The 14476-nt window shown below is 34.4% G+C and carries 17 protein-coding genes; 10 read left to right on the top strand and 7 right to left on the bottom strand.

Annotated elements, in window-relative coordinates; genetic code table 11:
• Positions 1-97: 97 nt before the first annotated feature.
• Positions 98-1450 carry an AAA family ATPase gene (locus tag FJR09_RS06990; RefSeq protein WP_168653638.1) on the bottom strand — a complete coding sequence of 451 codons (1353 nt, stop codon included), beginning with the start codon at positions 1448-1450 and terminating at the stop codon, positions 98-100.
• Positions 1451-1653: 203 nt separating this feature from the next.
• Here FJR09_RS06990 and FJR09_RS06985 point away from each other — a divergent pair, with 203 nt between their 5' ends.
• The 5 genes from FJR09_RS06985 to FJR09_RS06965 all read left to right on the top strand — a co-directional run bounded on the left by FJR09_RS06985 (position 1654) and on the right by FJR09_RS06965 (position 5952).
• Positions 1654-2325, top strand: a complete 672-nt coding sequence (locus tag FJR09_RS06985; protein ID WP_168653637.1) for a vWA domain-containing protein — start codon at positions 1654-1656, stop codon at positions 2323-2325.
• A 93-nt stretch (positions 2326-2418) separates the two neighbouring features.
• The gene (locus FJR09_RS06980; RefSeq protein ID WP_254433050.1) at positions 2419-3486 is read left to right on the top strand and encodes a PP2C family serine/threonine-protein phosphatase; all 1068 of its coding nucleotides are present in this window, start codon (positions 2419-2421) and stop codon (positions 3484-3486) included.
• Positions 3487-3589: 103 nt separating this feature from the next.
• Positions 3590-4369, top strand: a complete 780-nt coding sequence (locus FJR09_RS06975) for a lipopolysaccharide assembly protein LapB (protein WP_174782919.1) — start codon at positions 3590-3592, stop codon at positions 4367-4369.
• Positions 4370-4372: 3 nt separating this feature from the next.
• Positions 4373-5368, top strand: coding sequence for a protein kinase (locus tag FJR09_RS06970; protein ID WP_168653636.1), 996 nt, complete (start codon positions 4373-4375; stop codon positions 5366-5368).
• A gap of 5 nt (positions 5369-5373) precedes the next feature.
• On the top strand, positions 5374-5952 hold the full coding sequence (locus FJR09_RS06965) for a hypothetical protein (RefSeq protein WP_015081310.1): 579 nt from the start codon (positions 5374-5376) through the stop codon (positions 5950-5952).
• Between the two features lie 27 nt (positions 5953-5979).
• Here FJR09_RS06965 and FJR09_RS06960 read toward each other — a convergent pair whose 3' ends face one another.
• Both FJR09_RS06960 and FJR09_RS06955 read right to left on the bottom strand, forming a co-directional pair.
• A complete protein-coding gene (locus FJR09_RS06960; RefSeq protein ID WP_015081311.1) occupies positions 5980-6357 on the bottom strand; it encodes a type II toxin-antitoxin system VapC family toxin in 378 nt (125 codons plus the stop codon).
• Positions 6347-6571 carry a hypothetical protein gene (locus FJR09_RS06955; RefSeq protein ID WP_015081312.1) on the bottom strand — a complete coding sequence of 75 codons (225 nt, stop codon included), beginning with the start codon at positions 6569-6571 and terminating at the stop codon, positions 6347-6349. Before FJR09_RS06955 ends, FJR09_RS06960 begins: the two co-directional genes overlap by 11 nt.
• 180 nt (positions 6572-6751) lie before the next feature.
• On the opposite strand from FJR09_RS06955, the gene FJR09_RS06950 reads away from it, so the two are divergent.
• The gene (locus FJR09_RS06950) at positions 6752-7528 is read left to right on the top strand and encodes a Uma2 family endonuclease (RefSeq protein ID WP_015081313.1); all 777 of its coding nucleotides are present in this window, start codon (positions 6752-6754) and stop codon (positions 7526-7528) included.
• Positions 7529-7556: 28 nt separating this feature from the next.
• Here FJR09_RS06950 and FJR09_RS06945 read toward each other — a convergent pair whose 3' ends face one another.
• Positions 7557-8924 (bottom strand): NB-ARC domain-containing protein, encoded by a 1368-nt coding sequence (locus tag FJR09_RS06945; RefSeq protein ID WP_168653635.1) that lies wholly within the window; start codon positions 8922-8924, stop codon positions 7557-7559.
• Between the two features lie 407 nt (positions 8925-9331).
• Here FJR09_RS06945 and FJR09_RS06940 point away from each other — a divergent pair, with 407 nt between their 5' ends.
• Both FJR09_RS06940 and FJR09_RS06935 read left to right on the top strand, forming a co-directional pair.
• Positions 9332-9712, top strand: coding sequence for a phospholipase A2 (locus FJR09_RS06940; RefSeq protein WP_168653634.1), 381 nt, complete (start codon positions 9332-9334; stop codon positions 9710-9712).
• A 199-nt stretch (positions 9713-9911) separates the two neighbouring features.
• Positions 9912-10127, top strand: a complete 216-nt coding sequence (locus tag FJR09_RS06935) for a DUF433 domain-containing protein (protein WP_015081315.1) — start codon at positions 9912-9914, stop codon at positions 10125-10127.
• A 603-nt stretch (positions 10128-10730) separates the two neighbouring features.
• Here the strand turns inward: FJR09_RS06935 and FJR09_RS06930 are convergent.
• Positions 10731-11363, bottom strand: coding sequence for a hypothetical protein (locus FJR09_RS06930; protein ID WP_015081316.1), 633 nt, complete (start codon positions 11361-11363; stop codon positions 10731-10733).
• A gap of 357 nt (positions 11364-11720) precedes the next feature.
• Here FJR09_RS06930 and FJR09_RS06925 point away from each other — a divergent pair, with 357 nt between their 5' ends.
• Together FJR09_RS06925 and FJR09_RS06920 are read left to right on the top strand one after the other, a co-directional pair.
• Entirely contained in the window at positions 11721-12455 is a 735-nt protein-coding gene (locus tag FJR09_RS06925) for a Uma2 family endonuclease (RefSeq protein WP_168650766.1), read from the top strand.
• Positions 12456-12521: 66 nt separating this feature from the next.
• A complete protein-coding gene (locus FJR09_RS06920; protein WP_015081318.1) occupies positions 12522-13097 on the top strand; it encodes a Uma2 family endonuclease in 576 nt (191 codons plus the stop codon).
• A gap of 105 nt (positions 13098-13202) precedes the next feature.
• Here the strand turns inward: FJR09_RS06920 and FJR09_RS06915 are convergent, their stop codons facing one another.
• Together FJR09_RS06915 and FJR09_RS06910 are read right to left on the bottom strand one after the other, a co-directional pair.
• The gene (locus tag FJR09_RS06915; RefSeq protein ID WP_371416433.1) at positions 13203-13796 is read right to left on the bottom strand and encodes a peptidylprolyl isomerase; all 594 of its coding nucleotides are present in this window, start codon (positions 13794-13796) and stop codon (positions 13203-13205) included.
• An 89-nt stretch (positions 13797-13885) separates the two neighbouring features.
• Complete coding sequence (locus FJR09_RS06910; protein ID WP_015081320.1) at positions 13886-14464, bottom strand: hypothetical protein; 579 nt, start codon at positions 14462-14464, stop codon at positions 13886-13888.
• Positions 14465-14476 lie beyond the last annotated feature (12 nt).

Below are 14476 nucleotides of genomic sequence, written 5' to 3'. Positions count from 1 at the left end.
AACGGATATTGCAAGGGTTTAGCAATGCTCAACCCCTACGAAAGATGTAGTTTTTTACCATTATGTATAATAAGCCAATTAATATCTATTTAGACCTTTAGTGGTTGACAATATCCAATTGTTTAACATATTCCCTAAATACAGGAGATAAATTAAACAAAGTTTTCTCTCTTTCTATTAATGTAAATAAATAGCGTCTATTTAAAGACTGTAAACCATTAATCAAATCTGTAGAAGATAAAGATAAAGCTTGTTTTAAATCTTCTCTTGATATTGCTTCATTAGCTTTACTCATTTTTAAAATAATCTGTTTCTCTATGGATGATACTCGGTTAAATAATTCATTTAATTGAGATTTCATATTTTCTGTTAAGAGTAAATTATTCTCACTGATAAATTCTGAAGTCTTACCTTGAAAAATATTCCTAATCAAATTAGCAATATCTTGTAAATAGACTGGATTACCTTCATATAAATTAATGAGTTTTGACCAGCTTTCCTCATCTTTTAGTCTTTGATTTTTCAAAATATCTGTATTATCTAAACCTTGTAATTCTAAGCATTTAACCGGATACAACTCTTCATCTATGCAAATCATCTCTTGACATTGTTCTTGACTAATTAAAATCAAACTACTTTGATGTTCAATTTCTGTGATCATGGTTAAAAAGGTTTTATAGTCTTTATATTCAGGTTTATACTTTCCAGCAAGTTGTCCTGGGGTAAATAGTTCTTGGATATTATCAATAATAATTAAACATTTTTGCTGACGGAAAAGATTAAAAAGTTGAGTTAGTTTATTTTCAGTTTGAATAAATTCGGAATTAATCGCTTTGAAAATTTCAGCGATAATGGAATCTAAAGAATCGGATAGTTTAATATTTTTCCAGATGATGATATTGAAATTTTGTAAGTTTAGGTCAACAAATCTTTTAATTAAGGTAGTTTTGCCAATTCCAGGTAATCCTAAAACAGAGATAAGACGGGCATTCTGATTGATTAAGAAATGGGATAGGGTTTGTAGTTCTCTTTCTCGTCCGTAAAAATGGGTGATTTTTGGTGCAATTGTTAAATCATGATAGAATAGTTCGTTGTTTGATTTTTCTTCATGAGATTGATTTTTATCCGGTTTAGGATAATTAGAACACCAGTTAATTTTAGTATTTACTAAACCAACAAATTGAGGAGAATTTATAACTCTTTCTAAAGTCCAACAAAAATTATATTTATTAATATCTTCACCTAACTGTTCTGATAAAGTTTTAAATAACTTACGACTAACATCTCCAATATAGTTTTGACTATTGTATCCCGATTCGTCTGCTATTTGATTGTAAGTTTGACCTTGCCAAAGTCCTTTGAGAATAGCTTTTTCTAAATCGTCTAGATGTTCTCCTGTTTGTTTCTGGACGACTTGATCCACAAATTGTAATAACTCTGTAACATTCATATATTCTAGGCTGGGTAAGTATTACAGCAACAATTATAACTTAATTTCAACCATGAAAATCATACTTTTTCAGTGTTTTTCGGGTTACTGAGTTTATATTTCGTTATATAAATGCGAGAAAAACAGGTTTTTTTGGTGTAGAAAGTTCAAAAGAGAACATTTAGTATAAGAACTAGCTAAAACATAAGTACGGATATAAATTTATGGCTGACAATCAGGGTGTAACCTATGCAGTGGACTTAGTAATGTGTATTGATGGCACAGGTTCAATGGGTCATTTGATTGAAGAGGTGAAATCAACCGCTCTGAAGTTTTATGAGCAGCTAGAAGCCAAAATGAAGGAAAAAACTAAGAAAATTGACCAACTTAGAGCTAAGGTAATTGTATTTCGGGATTATTGGGCAGATTCACCAGAAATTGCGATGCAGTGTTCAGAATTTTTTGATTTGCGATCGCAGTCCCCAGATTTTGCTAATTTTATCTCTGGAATTAAGGCTGAAGGTGGTGGAGATGAACCCGAAAACGGCTTAGAAGGATTGGGGTTAGCACTTAAATCCGACTGGCAAAAAGGGAATTTTAGCAAGCAAAGATATGTGGTAGTTGTTTACACAGATGCCAGCGCTCATAGTTTAGAAAAAGGTGGAAAACCTAGCAACTACCCTAATAATATCCCAAAAACCTTTGATGAATTGACAGATTATTGGCACGAAATTCCAGTATCAGCCAAACGATTGCTTTTATTTGCTCCTGATGCTTCACCTTGGACGGTTATGAGTAGCTGGGAAAATACAATTCATTATGTTTCCGCAGCGGGTAATGGATTAGAAGAATTAGAAAAAGATCAGATTTTAGATGCGATCGCTAACAGTATATAAGCAATGACAGTTAACTTAATCATGAAAATATGAGTGGTTAAGTTAAGTTTCTTAATTAAAATAAAAACTTCAACAAGGACTTTAGTAATGGTTATGACAAAATTTCAGTTCGTAGTAAATTTAGAAGTAGCTGAAAATAAAGGTGAAGATGATAACCTAATCGAATATTTTGAACGAACACAAATTTATTTGATGGGAGTATTTGATGGTTTAGGAGGTCGTTCTGCTGGTTATGGTGGTCAAACTGGAGGACGGATTGCTTCAGAAATAGCATCGAAAATTAGTAAAGAATTTTTCAAACAATGGAATGGTAAGATAACTTCAGAAAATGCTATAGAATTACAAAAAAAAATTTGTCAAGCACTAAAAAAAGCCGCAGATGATAATAATATGCGAACCACTTCATCTCGGCTTAAAGGTTCTTTAATAGAGCATAAACTTTGCACAACAATTGCCTTAGCTAGTATTCCTAAACAACAAACTCAGGATAAAATTTTTGAAGCTAATTTAGCTTGGATGGGAGATTCACGAATTTATTTTCTTAGTCCCACTAAAGGATTACAGCAATTAACTAAGGATGATTTAGTAACTTCCAAAGATGCCTTTGAAATGCTCAGACAAGATCCACCTATGTCCCAATATTTAACTGCTGATATTAATCCCAAATGGCAAATCCATTTTCAGAATTATAGATTTGAAGAAGCTGGCTGTTTTCTAGCTTGTACTGATGGTTGTTTTCAGTATTTTTCTGCTCCTTGGGAGTTTGAAAAATTGTTACTAGAAACACTTTTAAATTCAGAAGGTGATAAAATAGAAGATACTAATTGGAGAGAATTAATTGATCAAAAATATACCGAAATTAAACAAGATGATGTTTCTTTAATTATTTATGCGGCTGGTTTTAATGTAATAAAACATCTTAAAAAATCTTATCAAGAGCGATTAAAATATCTCCAAAGTAACTTTATTGCTGATACAAATAACTATGATAGCTTAAAAAAGCTATGGGAAAATTATAGAATTGATTATGAATATTATCTACAATTTATTCAAGATATTCCACCTATTTCTCATGTAACTGGTATAGAAGATAAATCTTATATACCAGTTACACCAGTTACTATACCCGGATTTCTCACCAAAATTCTCAAACCCTTATAAAATCTGGATTCTGGAGTTTCACACTATATCAAAAGTCAACCCCGTAAAAAATGCCTGAAACCGATTCTCTATCCGGGTTATACAAATTACGATTACATTATTCGTGAGAAATACGGGTATAGCTATTGCAAATCCAAGTACAAATAACCTGTTTGAACAATTTAACGAATTGTCTAAACAAAAAGCAGATGAAGAAGTTAAAAAGCTTTATGATCGTGCTAACTATTGTTATGAACATTCTCAGTTTCAAGAAGCGCGAAAATTATGTAACCAGGCTTTACAAATAAGACCAGACGAAATTAATCCTAAATATCTATTAGGATTAATTTACTATGAATTAGCAGAAAAAGAGTATAATTATCAAAAGAAAAATCAATTTTTAACTGATGCTGCCTTTCATATTAAAGAAGTTATTAACCGTCCACCAGAAAAGTCAATGGAAATATTTGTAGAAGCATATCAAATTTTAGGTGGAATTTACTATAAATTAAAAGATTGGAGAAAATCGGTTGAATTTTATGAGGACTTTTTTAAATGTGAAGGTTCGGAAAAATATGTAAATTCTACGGATTTTGATCAGCACTTAGAGTTTTTTGTTGCTTCTCTTATTCAATCAAGGGTTGAGCAATGTCAGCCAGCCAATACAGCAATTCAGTTCTGTCTACGTATAATTAATAGTAGTTCAATTTTACCTTATGGCAAAAAACCTTCGATTTACTATTTTATGGCAAGGTTACAAGAAATAGAAGGCGAGTTTAACGCTGCATTAAATAGTTTAGAAACACTCTTGAAATTAGATTTGCGTTCAGATTGTCGAATGGAACGAAAAGCAAACAAAAAACATCAAAGTATTTTGAATAAATTAAATAATAGGAGATATTAATCAATGTCTTATAAAACAGGTGATCTAATTGCTGATAAATATTTAGTAACCCGTGAATTTGACAGCGCGAATGGTGGGCAATGTCAATGGGGTTTTGCTGTAAATATAAATGATGGTAATGAGTATTTTGTGAAAAAATTTCTGAGTCCCGTATATCCAGGAGATAAAGCACCAGGAAGTGAAAAAGGTAAACAGAAAAGACGTGATCAATGCGATAAATTTGCTATGAAACAATTACTAATTCAAGAAGCACTATCTGCTTGTGGTGCTGGTGGTTCAGTTGTTGTCACGGTAGACTTTTTTAAATATGGTAATGAAAATGGTGAACATTTCTTTAAAGTTTGTCAAAAAGTAGATACTAGCTCTTTATCAAAAGTCATACATACATTAGAACCAAAAAAGCGTTTATTTGTCATGCTAACAGCGGTAGGAGGGCTTAATATCTTACATGACAATGGCATTGTTCATCTTGATTTGAAACCAGATAATATCCTAATTCAAGAATGGGAAGGAAAACAAGTTGCCAAAATTATTGATTTTGATAGCAGTATTATTAAAGGAGAATCAATAGCAGTGGAATTTTTAGTAGGTGATCCAGTATATTATTCACCTGAGTTTGCTAAACATATTTCTACAAATGGAGAAACACCAGCACCAAACAAGAAATCTGATATTTTTTCCTTGGGGTTAATTTTATGTGAATATTGGACCGGTAGTCGTCCATTTTTATCAGGAAGCTATACTTATGCCCATGAAGCAGTTCTAGATGGAAAAAAACTTGAATTACCATTACCACAGAGTAAAAGTAAATTACGGGGAACTATGATTCAAACTCCACTGGATATAGAAGTGCGTCATCTCATAGGAAAAATGTTAATTTTAAGTCCTGAAAAAAGACCTCAAATAACTCAAGTACAGCAACAGATTAAATATCTTTATAATAATGGTACTTTACCTAAAAATAAAGATGCCAAAAATAAGTTAATTATGAATTTTTAACTTCCATGAAAAAAACATACAAATGTAAAAGTTGTGGCTGTGAAGTTGTATCTCTGATGAAACCTTCTGAATGTCAAGTTTGTGGGGGAAGAGAATGGATGATGCTAACTACTACTAAAACCGTTAATTTAGGAGATGAACCAATGGCTATTGATAAAGACTTATTATCTTCATTCAAATTTCGATCAACAATACAGAATTTCTGCCAAACTGTTGGCTGGAATCTTTATAGTATTGATGATACAATAGCTATCCTGAGATTTAATATGGATTCAGGCAGCACACAAACTGTATTTATTATTAAATACGATTCAACTCTTGAATTTTCTTGTCCAAGTAGCTTAAAATTGGATGATATAGATGATATACCGCATAGGTTATCTACGTTACTTCTTAAAAAAAATGCAGGTTATAAATTTGGTTTTTGGTCTATAAAAGAAATAGCAAATAAGCAGATTTTTTCAATTATTCATAACGCAGAAATGAGCTTAATTGATATTAATTATTTCTGTAAAATAGTTGATAGACTAATACAAGAATGCGATGAATTTGAACAAGCAATAGCAAACATAATGAATAGCTAATAATAATTATAGGAGGCGAGGCGATCGCTACCAATTAATGATCTTCAAACTGTTGATCTTTGCAAATTCTTGATCAGCAGTCACTAAGCTTGCTGAATTTTGGATTGTTATTGCAGCAATTACTGCATCAGGTAATTTTAACCGATATTGCTGACGAATTTCGATAATCTTGTCAACTAATACCGGATCACCTGCTGCCAAACCAACAATTTCCACTCGCTGAATAAATTGTTGAAAAAGTTGGAGATCGCTTTGGGTTAGCCCAGAAAAAACCAAAAATTCAATCTGGCTAATAATCGAAATCCCAATCCAATTAGCATTTTGAAGTAATTGAATAAGTTGGGTATTACCTTGTAACAGGGCAATGATCGCATTCGTATCTAGCACATAGCGATTACCATTCATCTCTTAATGTCCTTTGCATCACTACTGCATCTCCTTGCCAATTTAACCGTCCTACCAAATCAGAAAAATCATACTTGAGATTTTGATCTTTAGATGGGACAACTGGATTAATTACCAGCACAATACTTACTTCTCCCGGATCAAGTTGTGTGGGAATGTCAAGATGCAAATGACCTGATGAATCCACTATCGTTGTAAGTTGAAGAACTTCCATTTTGATGTTAATAATTGGATATCAATTTTATTTTAGTCCAAACTCAAGTAACAATCATCATAAATGATAAATAAAATTCTGTAAATCCTAAAATCCTGGATATCCTGATAGCGAAGCGTGGCGTTAGCCATTTCAGACAATTAATGCTACAATAAACAAATAATTACTTGGTATCATATCATGATGATTACTCAAGCACTGGAATTACAACCTAACATCTTAGAAGATATATCAGAAGATATCATTTTCCCCCCCAGTGACCTATATAGTGATGAACCTCCCGTGGAAACAGAACTGCATCTCGAACAAATAATGCTCTTAATAAAATCTCTCAAATGGTTATGGAAAGAGAGAACTGATTTTTATGCTGTTGGAAATCTGAGTATTTACTATAGTCCTCATCAAAAGAAATCAGAAGATGTGAGAGGTCCAGATTTTTTCGTAGTTTTAGGAACAGAACGGAAAACTAGAAAAAGTTGGGTAGTGTGGGAAGAAAATGGTAAATATCCTAACCTGATTGTGGAAATTCTCTCACCAACCACAGCTAAAACTGATAGAGAAACTAAAAAAGAACTTTATCAAGATACTTTCCGCACACCTGAGTATTTTTGGTTTGATCCCTATACTTTAGAATTTGCAGGTTTTTATTTAATACATGGTAAATATCAACCTGTAGAACCCAATGAAAAGGGACATTTATGGAGTCAAGAATTAGGTTTATATTTAGGAATTGTTCAGGGTTTATTAAGGTATTTTACATCTACTGGATCTTTAGTTCCTACACCGGAAGAAAGTGCAGAATTTGAAACCCAAAGAGCAGCAATTGAAACCCAAAGAGCAACAATTGAAGCCCAAAGAGCAACAATTGAAGCCCAAAGAGCAGCAATGTTTGATGAAAAAGCTCAACGGTTAGCAGCAAAGTTGCGAGAATTAAATATTGATCCAGATACAATTTAATTTAGATCCCATTTAGATCCCCGACTTCTCAAAGAAGTCGGGGATCTAGTTTGTGGTAAAATTTCCTAATCAGAGATGAAATCTCTAAACTCACTTCTGCATTTATCTGTTGAGTAGAAAGAAGGAAACGCCTTTTTAGGGATTGAATACTACTAACTATTGGCTCATAAACCTGATAACTATTTTCCAGTTCACTTAGTAAAACTGACCCTTTTTGACTAGCTATAAAATGCAGTAATTCTATTTCTGATGCTGGTAAGATATCTAAACTTTGCTCTAAAAAAGCCGTTAATTCAATATCTAAAAAAGGTTGATCTAGCTGCAAAAATTTATTGGTGTCACCTGCAAATAATTCTTGAATAAGATAACCAATTATTTGTAAATATTGGGGAGTTCCTTGATAAATATTCAGCAATTTTCGATAATTTTCCTCATTTTTCAAGCCAAATTTTTTAAGAATGTTTACACCATCATCATCTAATCCCAATAATTCCAGGGTGAAAACATGACTATGATCATTTTGTGATTTAGATAATTGACGAATTTCTTCACTACTATTAATAATTAGACAACTTCGATGTTTGGTTGTTGATAATAATTTAAATAGATTCCCGTATTCTTCATATCCTGGTTGATATTTACCTGATACTTGATGCTTTGAAAAAATATAGTTAACATCGTCAATGATAATCAGATAAGAGTGTTTTTCTATGGCTTTTTTAAATTGTGAAAGTTGATGAGGTGAATTATCTGGAATAAGCTGATCATTAAGGTAAATTATCTCTGTGATTAGTTGTGTTAAACTGGGTAGAGATTTTAAACTTTTATAAATAACGAACTCAAAACTTTCTTTGATATGATCAACTAATTTTAAAGCTAAAGCAGTTTTTCCAATACCTTTAATACCCAGTAAGGTTATTAAATTACATTTTCCTTGGAGGATTTTTTGTTGTAGTAATGATAATTCTACTTTCCGTCCATAAAAATCACCGATTTCAGGTGCATCTTTTAAGTCTAAATGAGAGGTTATCTGTTCTTGTTTATGGATCATTTCATCATTTTCTGATGATGGTGCAGATTCTTTAAATATATTACCACTATTGATTTGTATTCCTTTGAAAATATTAGTTGAAGAGAAACTACATTTACCTAAAGTTGACTTGACATTAAATTTATTAACTTTTTTTCCAACTGCTTGAGATAAGGATTTCCACAGTTTACTGGCGCTATCCTTGATGTATTTTTCGCTGTGTTGGTGTTCCTTGGCGATATCTGCGTAAGTTCTACCCTGTAGTGTCCCTTCTAGGATAGCTCTTTGTAAATCATTGAGATGCTGTCCTTGATGCTCAAAGACTTGGTTATCTGCAATTTCAATTATCTCTTCAATATTTAACACTACTCCCCCCCTTCAAGTCAAGACTTTTTGATATTCTATCATGCTTTTAATACGTCTTCTAGCGAAACTACATAGGTAAAAATCATCTGCGCTGGTTGTAAACTTGTTAGCCTGGCGACTGGAAGTCACGGCTACACAGACAAAACCCCCTTTGCGGGTTTGGTGTAAGAGATAAATTTTTGACTAATAGCGTTTATGAAGATTTTTATGGGTGACACAATATTACGTTTAAAGACTTTTATATTACTTCCACATACCTTTGAGGGCTTTACATCTTCTTTTGGGCATATTAAAGTAAGTATGTTTGATCACTATCGTAATTTATTGTGGGTCGGGTAGTGAATTTCATATTTATCTACATTTAGTCCCAATAAGAATTTGTACGTTATTTAAACGGGGGAATTGACATGAATAAGATCATATCATCTGCGATCGCTGTTTCTGCCATTACTGTATCTACTGTCTTTGGTTTAACTTTAGTTAACGTGCTACCAGCTCAAGCTGAAGCAGATGGTTGTACGGGTGTGCCCGACTTCAAATTTACAGATGCATGTAACTCACATGATACGTGCTACTCATATTCAGAAGCCCCCAAAGCATCTTGCGATAAAGTGTTTCTCAAGGATATGCAAAACACTTGTAATACATTGTTTACTCCAAATACACTAAAACACAAAGGATGCTTAAAATTGGCAAATACATATTACAGATTCGTAGTAGTATCTAATGAAAGTCAAAGACGCTTTGATAAAGCAAGAAACGAAAGTGGCAGACCCAGCGGAAAATGATCCGTTTCAACTGAGCAACTAATTATCCTCAAATTAGCAACCTGTTTTGGTCTGATTAGAGTTATTTCAGATACCCGACTTCTCTAAGAAGTCGGGTATCTAAGCGATGATAAATCACATCCTGAAAATCCTCATATAGCTTGCGCCACGCTATCAGATAAATGCTACAATTAATTAGTAACGACAAACAGTAAACAAAATGGAAAGTAGAATAACTATTCATCCAGATATTTGCAATGGACGACCTATTATTACTAATACTCGAATTTCTGTACAAACAATTATGGAGTTTTTAGGCGCTGGTGATTCAATTGAGGAAATTCTGGAAGAGTACCCCTCTCTACAACGAGAAGATATTTATGCTTGTATTCAATTTGCAGCAAATCCAGAGTTTGGCCAGAAATTGAAATTTTAGTGGCTGATCATCAGTTAATTAATATTTATTTGGATCAGATTGAAGCTTTTAAATAATTAATGTTTGATACTAGAAAGCGATCGCTTAAAATGATAAATCACATCCTGTAAGTTATCAGACAATTGACCACAGCGATCGCTCACCAATTAATCACCGTCAAATTAGCAACCTCATCCTGTAAATCCTGAAATCCTGGAAATCCTGATTCAGACAATTAACCACCGAATACCTCATCCTGTAAATCCTGAAATCCTGGAAATCCTGATATGGCTTGCGCCACGCTACGCTATCAGACAATGTACCACAGCGATCGCTCACCAATTAATCACCGTCAAATTAGCAACCTCATCCTGTAAATCCTGAAATCCTGGAAATCCTGATTCAGACAATTAACCACCGAATACCTCATCCCGTAAATCCTAAAATCCTGGAAATCCTGATTCAGACAACCAGAGCGATCGCTCGAATTAACCACCGAATCCTTCATCCTGGAAATCCTGATTCAGACAATTAATTACCGTCAAATTAACAACCTTATTTTAATGCGATTAGAGTTATTTCATATCCCCGACTTCTCTAAGAAGTCGGGGGTCTATTTCATATTTATTTTGGACTATAGGGCAGAGAAGAATGGTGTAGAATAATACGCAATTTACCATCACCACCTCTAACAAACTGCCAGGTTTTATCTACCGTTGTGACTTTACCTGTTTTATCAGTTATGGAAACATTACCCATAGTGGTAGCAGTATTACCAAGAATAAAAATACCAGCGTTGCGAATTTCCACCTTTCGCCATCCTTTGAGAGCAAAACCAGTATCTTTAGGGAAGGAGGAATCACCACCCACAAAATAAGACAAAGCTCCTTTGTGTGTCGTGCGGAAGGTCTGGTCTCCAGTTGTCAAGGTTGGCTTGAACAACACCAATCCCGATTGATAAGCATATGCTTTATCTATTATATTGTCAGCCAATGCTCTAGCAGCGGCTATCCCCTTTTCATCATAGGTGGTACTGATGGAAACCAGTGCTTCACCCCAGGCTTTTTGAGCAGCCAGCACTTCAGCCTCAGTAATGGATATATTAACTACTGATGTCTTAGAATTTGATGAGGTCGGCTTAGTGGTGGTACTATTAACTTGACCATGAGCCATTGATGGCGCAGTAACCAACAAGGCTATAGTAGCAGCGGTTACAGAAAGATTGGCTTGTAATTGTTTAAAGGGGTTGGTATGCATACTAACAGGAAATATCAAAGGGGAAGTTAAAAAACGTCTCAACAATATTTAACAACCTTGTGCCAACTCAGTCCAATAGTTACTATAAATAGTTACCATAAGTAATCATCTATGCTACCATTTAATGATCTAGGATTAGCCATTTCAATGTGTGTTAATTTTCTGCTTAACGAGTGACAAGGCGGTTGATGAGATATGGGGCTTGTTCTTAAGGTAAGTTCCTTTTGGTCGAGCAATTTTTAGATCGCGTGGATGACGGCAAAAAGCTATGGCAAATGTTTAAGAGATTTGCGATAATTCAGTGAAAGTAATTGACAATTAATGCTACAATAAATCAATAATTACTTGGTATCATACATGATGATTACTCAAGCACTGGAATTACAACCAAACGCCTTAGAAGATATATCAGAAGATATCATTTTTCCACCCAGTGACCTATATAGTGATGAACCTCCCGTGGAAACAGAACTGCATTTACGTCAAATTATTCTTCTTTTCAAATGTTTAGAGTGGTTATGGAAAGACAGAACAGATTTTTACGCTGTCGGAAATCTGAGTATTTACTATAGTCCTCATCAAAAAAAATCAGAAGATGTGAGGGGTCCAGATTTTTTCGTAGTTTTAGGAACAGAACGAAAAACTAGAAAAAGTTGGGTAGTGTGGGAAGAAAATGGCAAATATCCTCATGTCATTGTCGAAATTCTTTCACCAACCACAGCTAAAACTGATAGAGAAACTAAAAAAATACTTTATCAAGATACTTTCCGTACACCTGATTATTTTTGGTTTGATCCTTATACATTGGAATTTGCAGGATTTAATTTAATCAGTGGCAAATATCAACCCTTAGAACCTAACAAAAAAGGACATTTATGGAGTGAAGAATTGGGGTTATATTTGGGGATTCATGAGGGTTTATTAAGATATTTTACATCATCAGGAGTTTTAGTTCCTACACCGGAAGAAAGCGCAGAGATGGAAGCTACAAGAGCAGCAATGGCAGCAGAAAAGGCGAAAATATCAAATGAAAAATCCCAAAGGTTAGCCGCAAAATTGAGAGAATTAAATATTGATCCAGATACAATTTAATGAAATCTAAAATCCAATTGTGTTTGTTTTCATTACCCCAACTTTGTATATTAGGAGGATGATTTTATGTTAATTATGACAATTAAAGATGTAGAACAAGTCCAAACCGCTTTTAGTGAAGCTGGTTTAGATTACGATGTTGAATTAACAAACGGGAGAATTTCTATCGTGGGTCCATCGGATATTGTATCTAGTGAAGTTGGTATTCTTTTTAGTCGGCTATTAGCTAATTGGGTTTATCCTCGTCGTTTAGGAAGAGTATTTGATTCTGCTGGTGGTTTCATTTTACCTGATAGCAACCTCACCGCACCAGATGTTTCTTTTGTGCGGGCTGCACGTCTGCGTCAAAGTCCCCGTTATTTTGGCGAACTTGTGCCAGATTTAGTAGTAGAAATTAAATCTCAAAGTGATAGAATTAAACCTTTAGTTACTAAAATTCTCAACTTGATCAAATTAGGTGCTGTGATGGGAATTTTAATTGATCCTGATGAGGAAACTGTTACAGTTTATCGTCATCAAGGTGAACCAACTATTTTAAATAATGGCGATATTTTAACTTTACCAGAACTTTTTCCCGGTTGGGAATTAGCCGTTTCTGAATTATGGCCTCCTATTTTTACTGAAGAAGAAACTCAAAGTTAGTTTGTTTGATCGGATTAGTTTTTCTGTGGAGTTCTTGCATGGGAAACAGGGGATTTTGCCTGAAGATAGCGGTGTGCGGAGAAACCTCCGCACTAATCCTTGAGTTTATTCGTTGATAGTCACTTTGATCATTTTAACAGGTGTTTTGGGGCGATCGCCTGATCCTGTGGGAGTAGTTTCAATGGCTTTTAATACATCCATCCCTTCAGTAACTCGACCGAAAACAGGATGCTTAGATTGACCAGGTGTAAACCAATCCAGATAGTGATTGTGGACAGTGTTGATGAAAAACTGGCAACTGCCACTATTAGGTCTTCCCGTATTAGCCATAGATAGAGTTCCTGGTTCGTTAGAAAGTTTCCCGTCTTCAGGATGCTCATCTTGAATACACCCATCAGGACCATTACCAGTTCCTGCACGAGGAGAGCTAGGATCTTTGCTGTAGGGACAACCAAACTGCACCATGAAATTTTTAATTACACGGTGGAAATGCAGACCATCATAAAACCCACTTTTGGCCAATTTGATGAAATTTCCCGCCGTTATGGGCATAACATCGGTGAATAGCTCAAGAGTAATCGTACCAAGGGAAGTTTCTAGAGTTGCGGTGGGATTTGCCATGAATATTGAATTACTAATCTTTGTAGTGGGTTGGTTTGTCGCTTCTAGTTTACCTAAAATATTGAAAATAATGTTCACCAAAATCCGCAATTAACCCAAATCCGCATTACCTACTGTCAAATCAACAACCTCCACTCGTATCAAGCTGAGGTTGTTTTTTCGGCATTCTAATCAGGAAAAGCTAAACCAGTTCTCGGATCTCTGATATATAATCCTAGTGTCAAACTCCGCATGACTTCATCCCAAATCGGTATTAATTGCTCTGCTTGATCTGCCCAATAATCAAAGGTAATTAAACATTGAATATTTGAACCCAAACCCACACAAGTCCGAGAAAAAGCTTCTCTGGGTTCAGTTTGAGTGTCAATAAATTTAATTTGACACCACATAATCCGGGCTGTTTGTCGCTTAACAGTAATTACTTCTCCTCTTTCAATCACATCACGGCTATCATCTTCCATGATTTTCTTCAAAGTGTGTTTAAGGGGAAACAGTGTCCAGTCATTCGGGGGTAAATGATTGTAAGATACCTCTAAACAACAATCATCATCAGGTGGTTTTTTGTCCATGAACTTGAAAGATTTTTCTTGTGGTTCAAATACCCAATTTTGGGGAACATTGAAGCGAACCGCACCCCTCCCAGCTACAAAAATTTTATAATCATCAGGTCCTTCCCAGCGATGATCTGGGCTTAATTCTAGGGTTTCTTTAATCCATTGAAGATTGCTTTTTTTCCGCTTTGTCATAATTTTAATAAG

Source organism: Dolichospermum sp. UHCC 0406, from assembly GCF_009712025.1.
Lineage (GTDB): Bacteria > Cyanobacteriota > Cyanobacteriia > Cyanobacteriales > Nostocaceae > Dolichospermum > Dolichospermum lemmermannii.
This window is presented reverse-complemented; position numbering and strand designations above follow the sequence as displayed.

Bases quoted from the DNA above. Each gene is read 5' to 3' on its own strand.
- FJR09_RS06910 (WP_015081320.1), bottom strand. From the start codon at position 14,464: ATGACAAAGCGGAAAAAAAGCAATCTTCAATGGATTAAAGAAACCCTA.
- FJR09_RS06985 (WP_168653637.1), top strand. From the start codon at position 1,654: ATGGCTGACAATCAGGGTGTAACCTATGCAGTGGACTTAGTAATGTGT.
- FJR09_RS06950 (WP_015081313.1), top strand. From the start codon at position 6,752: ATGATGATTACTCAAGCACTGGAATTACAACCTAACATCTTAGAAGAT.
- FJR09_RS06925 (WP_168650766.1), top strand. From the start codon at position 11,721: ATGATGATTACTCAAGCACTGGAATTACAACCAAACGCCTTAGAAGAT.
- FJR09_RS06970 (WP_168653636.1), top strand. From the start codon at position 4,373: ATGTCTTATAAAACAGGTGATCTAATTGCTGATAAATATTTAGTAACC.
- FJR09_RS06960 (WP_015081311.1), bottom strand. From the start codon at position 6,357: ATGAATGGTAATCGCTATGTGCTAGATACGAATGCGATCATTGCCCTG.
- FJR09_RS06940 (WP_168653634.1), top strand. From the start codon at position 9,332: ATGAATAAGATCATATCATCTGCGATCGCTGTTTCTGCCATTACTGTA.
- FJR09_RS06990 (WP_168653638.1), bottom strand. From the start codon at position 1,450: ATGAATGTTACAGAGTTATTACAATTTGTGGATCAAGTCGTCCAGAAA.
- FJR09_RS06955 (WP_015081312.1), bottom strand. From the start codon at position 6,571: ATGGAAGTTCTTCAACTTACAACGATAGTGGATTCATCAGGTCATTTG.
- FJR09_RS06935 (WP_015081315.1), top strand. From the start codon at position 9,912: ATGGAAAGTAGAATAACTATTCATCCAGATATTTGCAATGGACGACCT.
- FJR09_RS06920 (WP_015081318.1), top strand. From the start codon at position 12,522: ATGTTAATTATGACAATTAAAGATGTAGAACAAGTCCAAACCGCTTTT.
- FJR09_RS06965 (WP_015081310.1), top strand. From the start codon at position 5,374: ATGAAAAAAACATACAAATGTAAAAGTTGTGGCTGTGAAGTTGTATCT.
- FJR09_RS06980 (WP_254433050.1), top strand. From the start codon at position 2,419: ATGACAAAATTTCAGTTCGTAGTAAATTTAGAAGTAGCTGAAAATAAA.
- FJR09_RS06930 (WP_015081316.1), bottom strand. From the start codon at position 11,363: ATGCATACCAACCCCTTTAAACAATTACAAGCCAATCTTTCTGTAACC.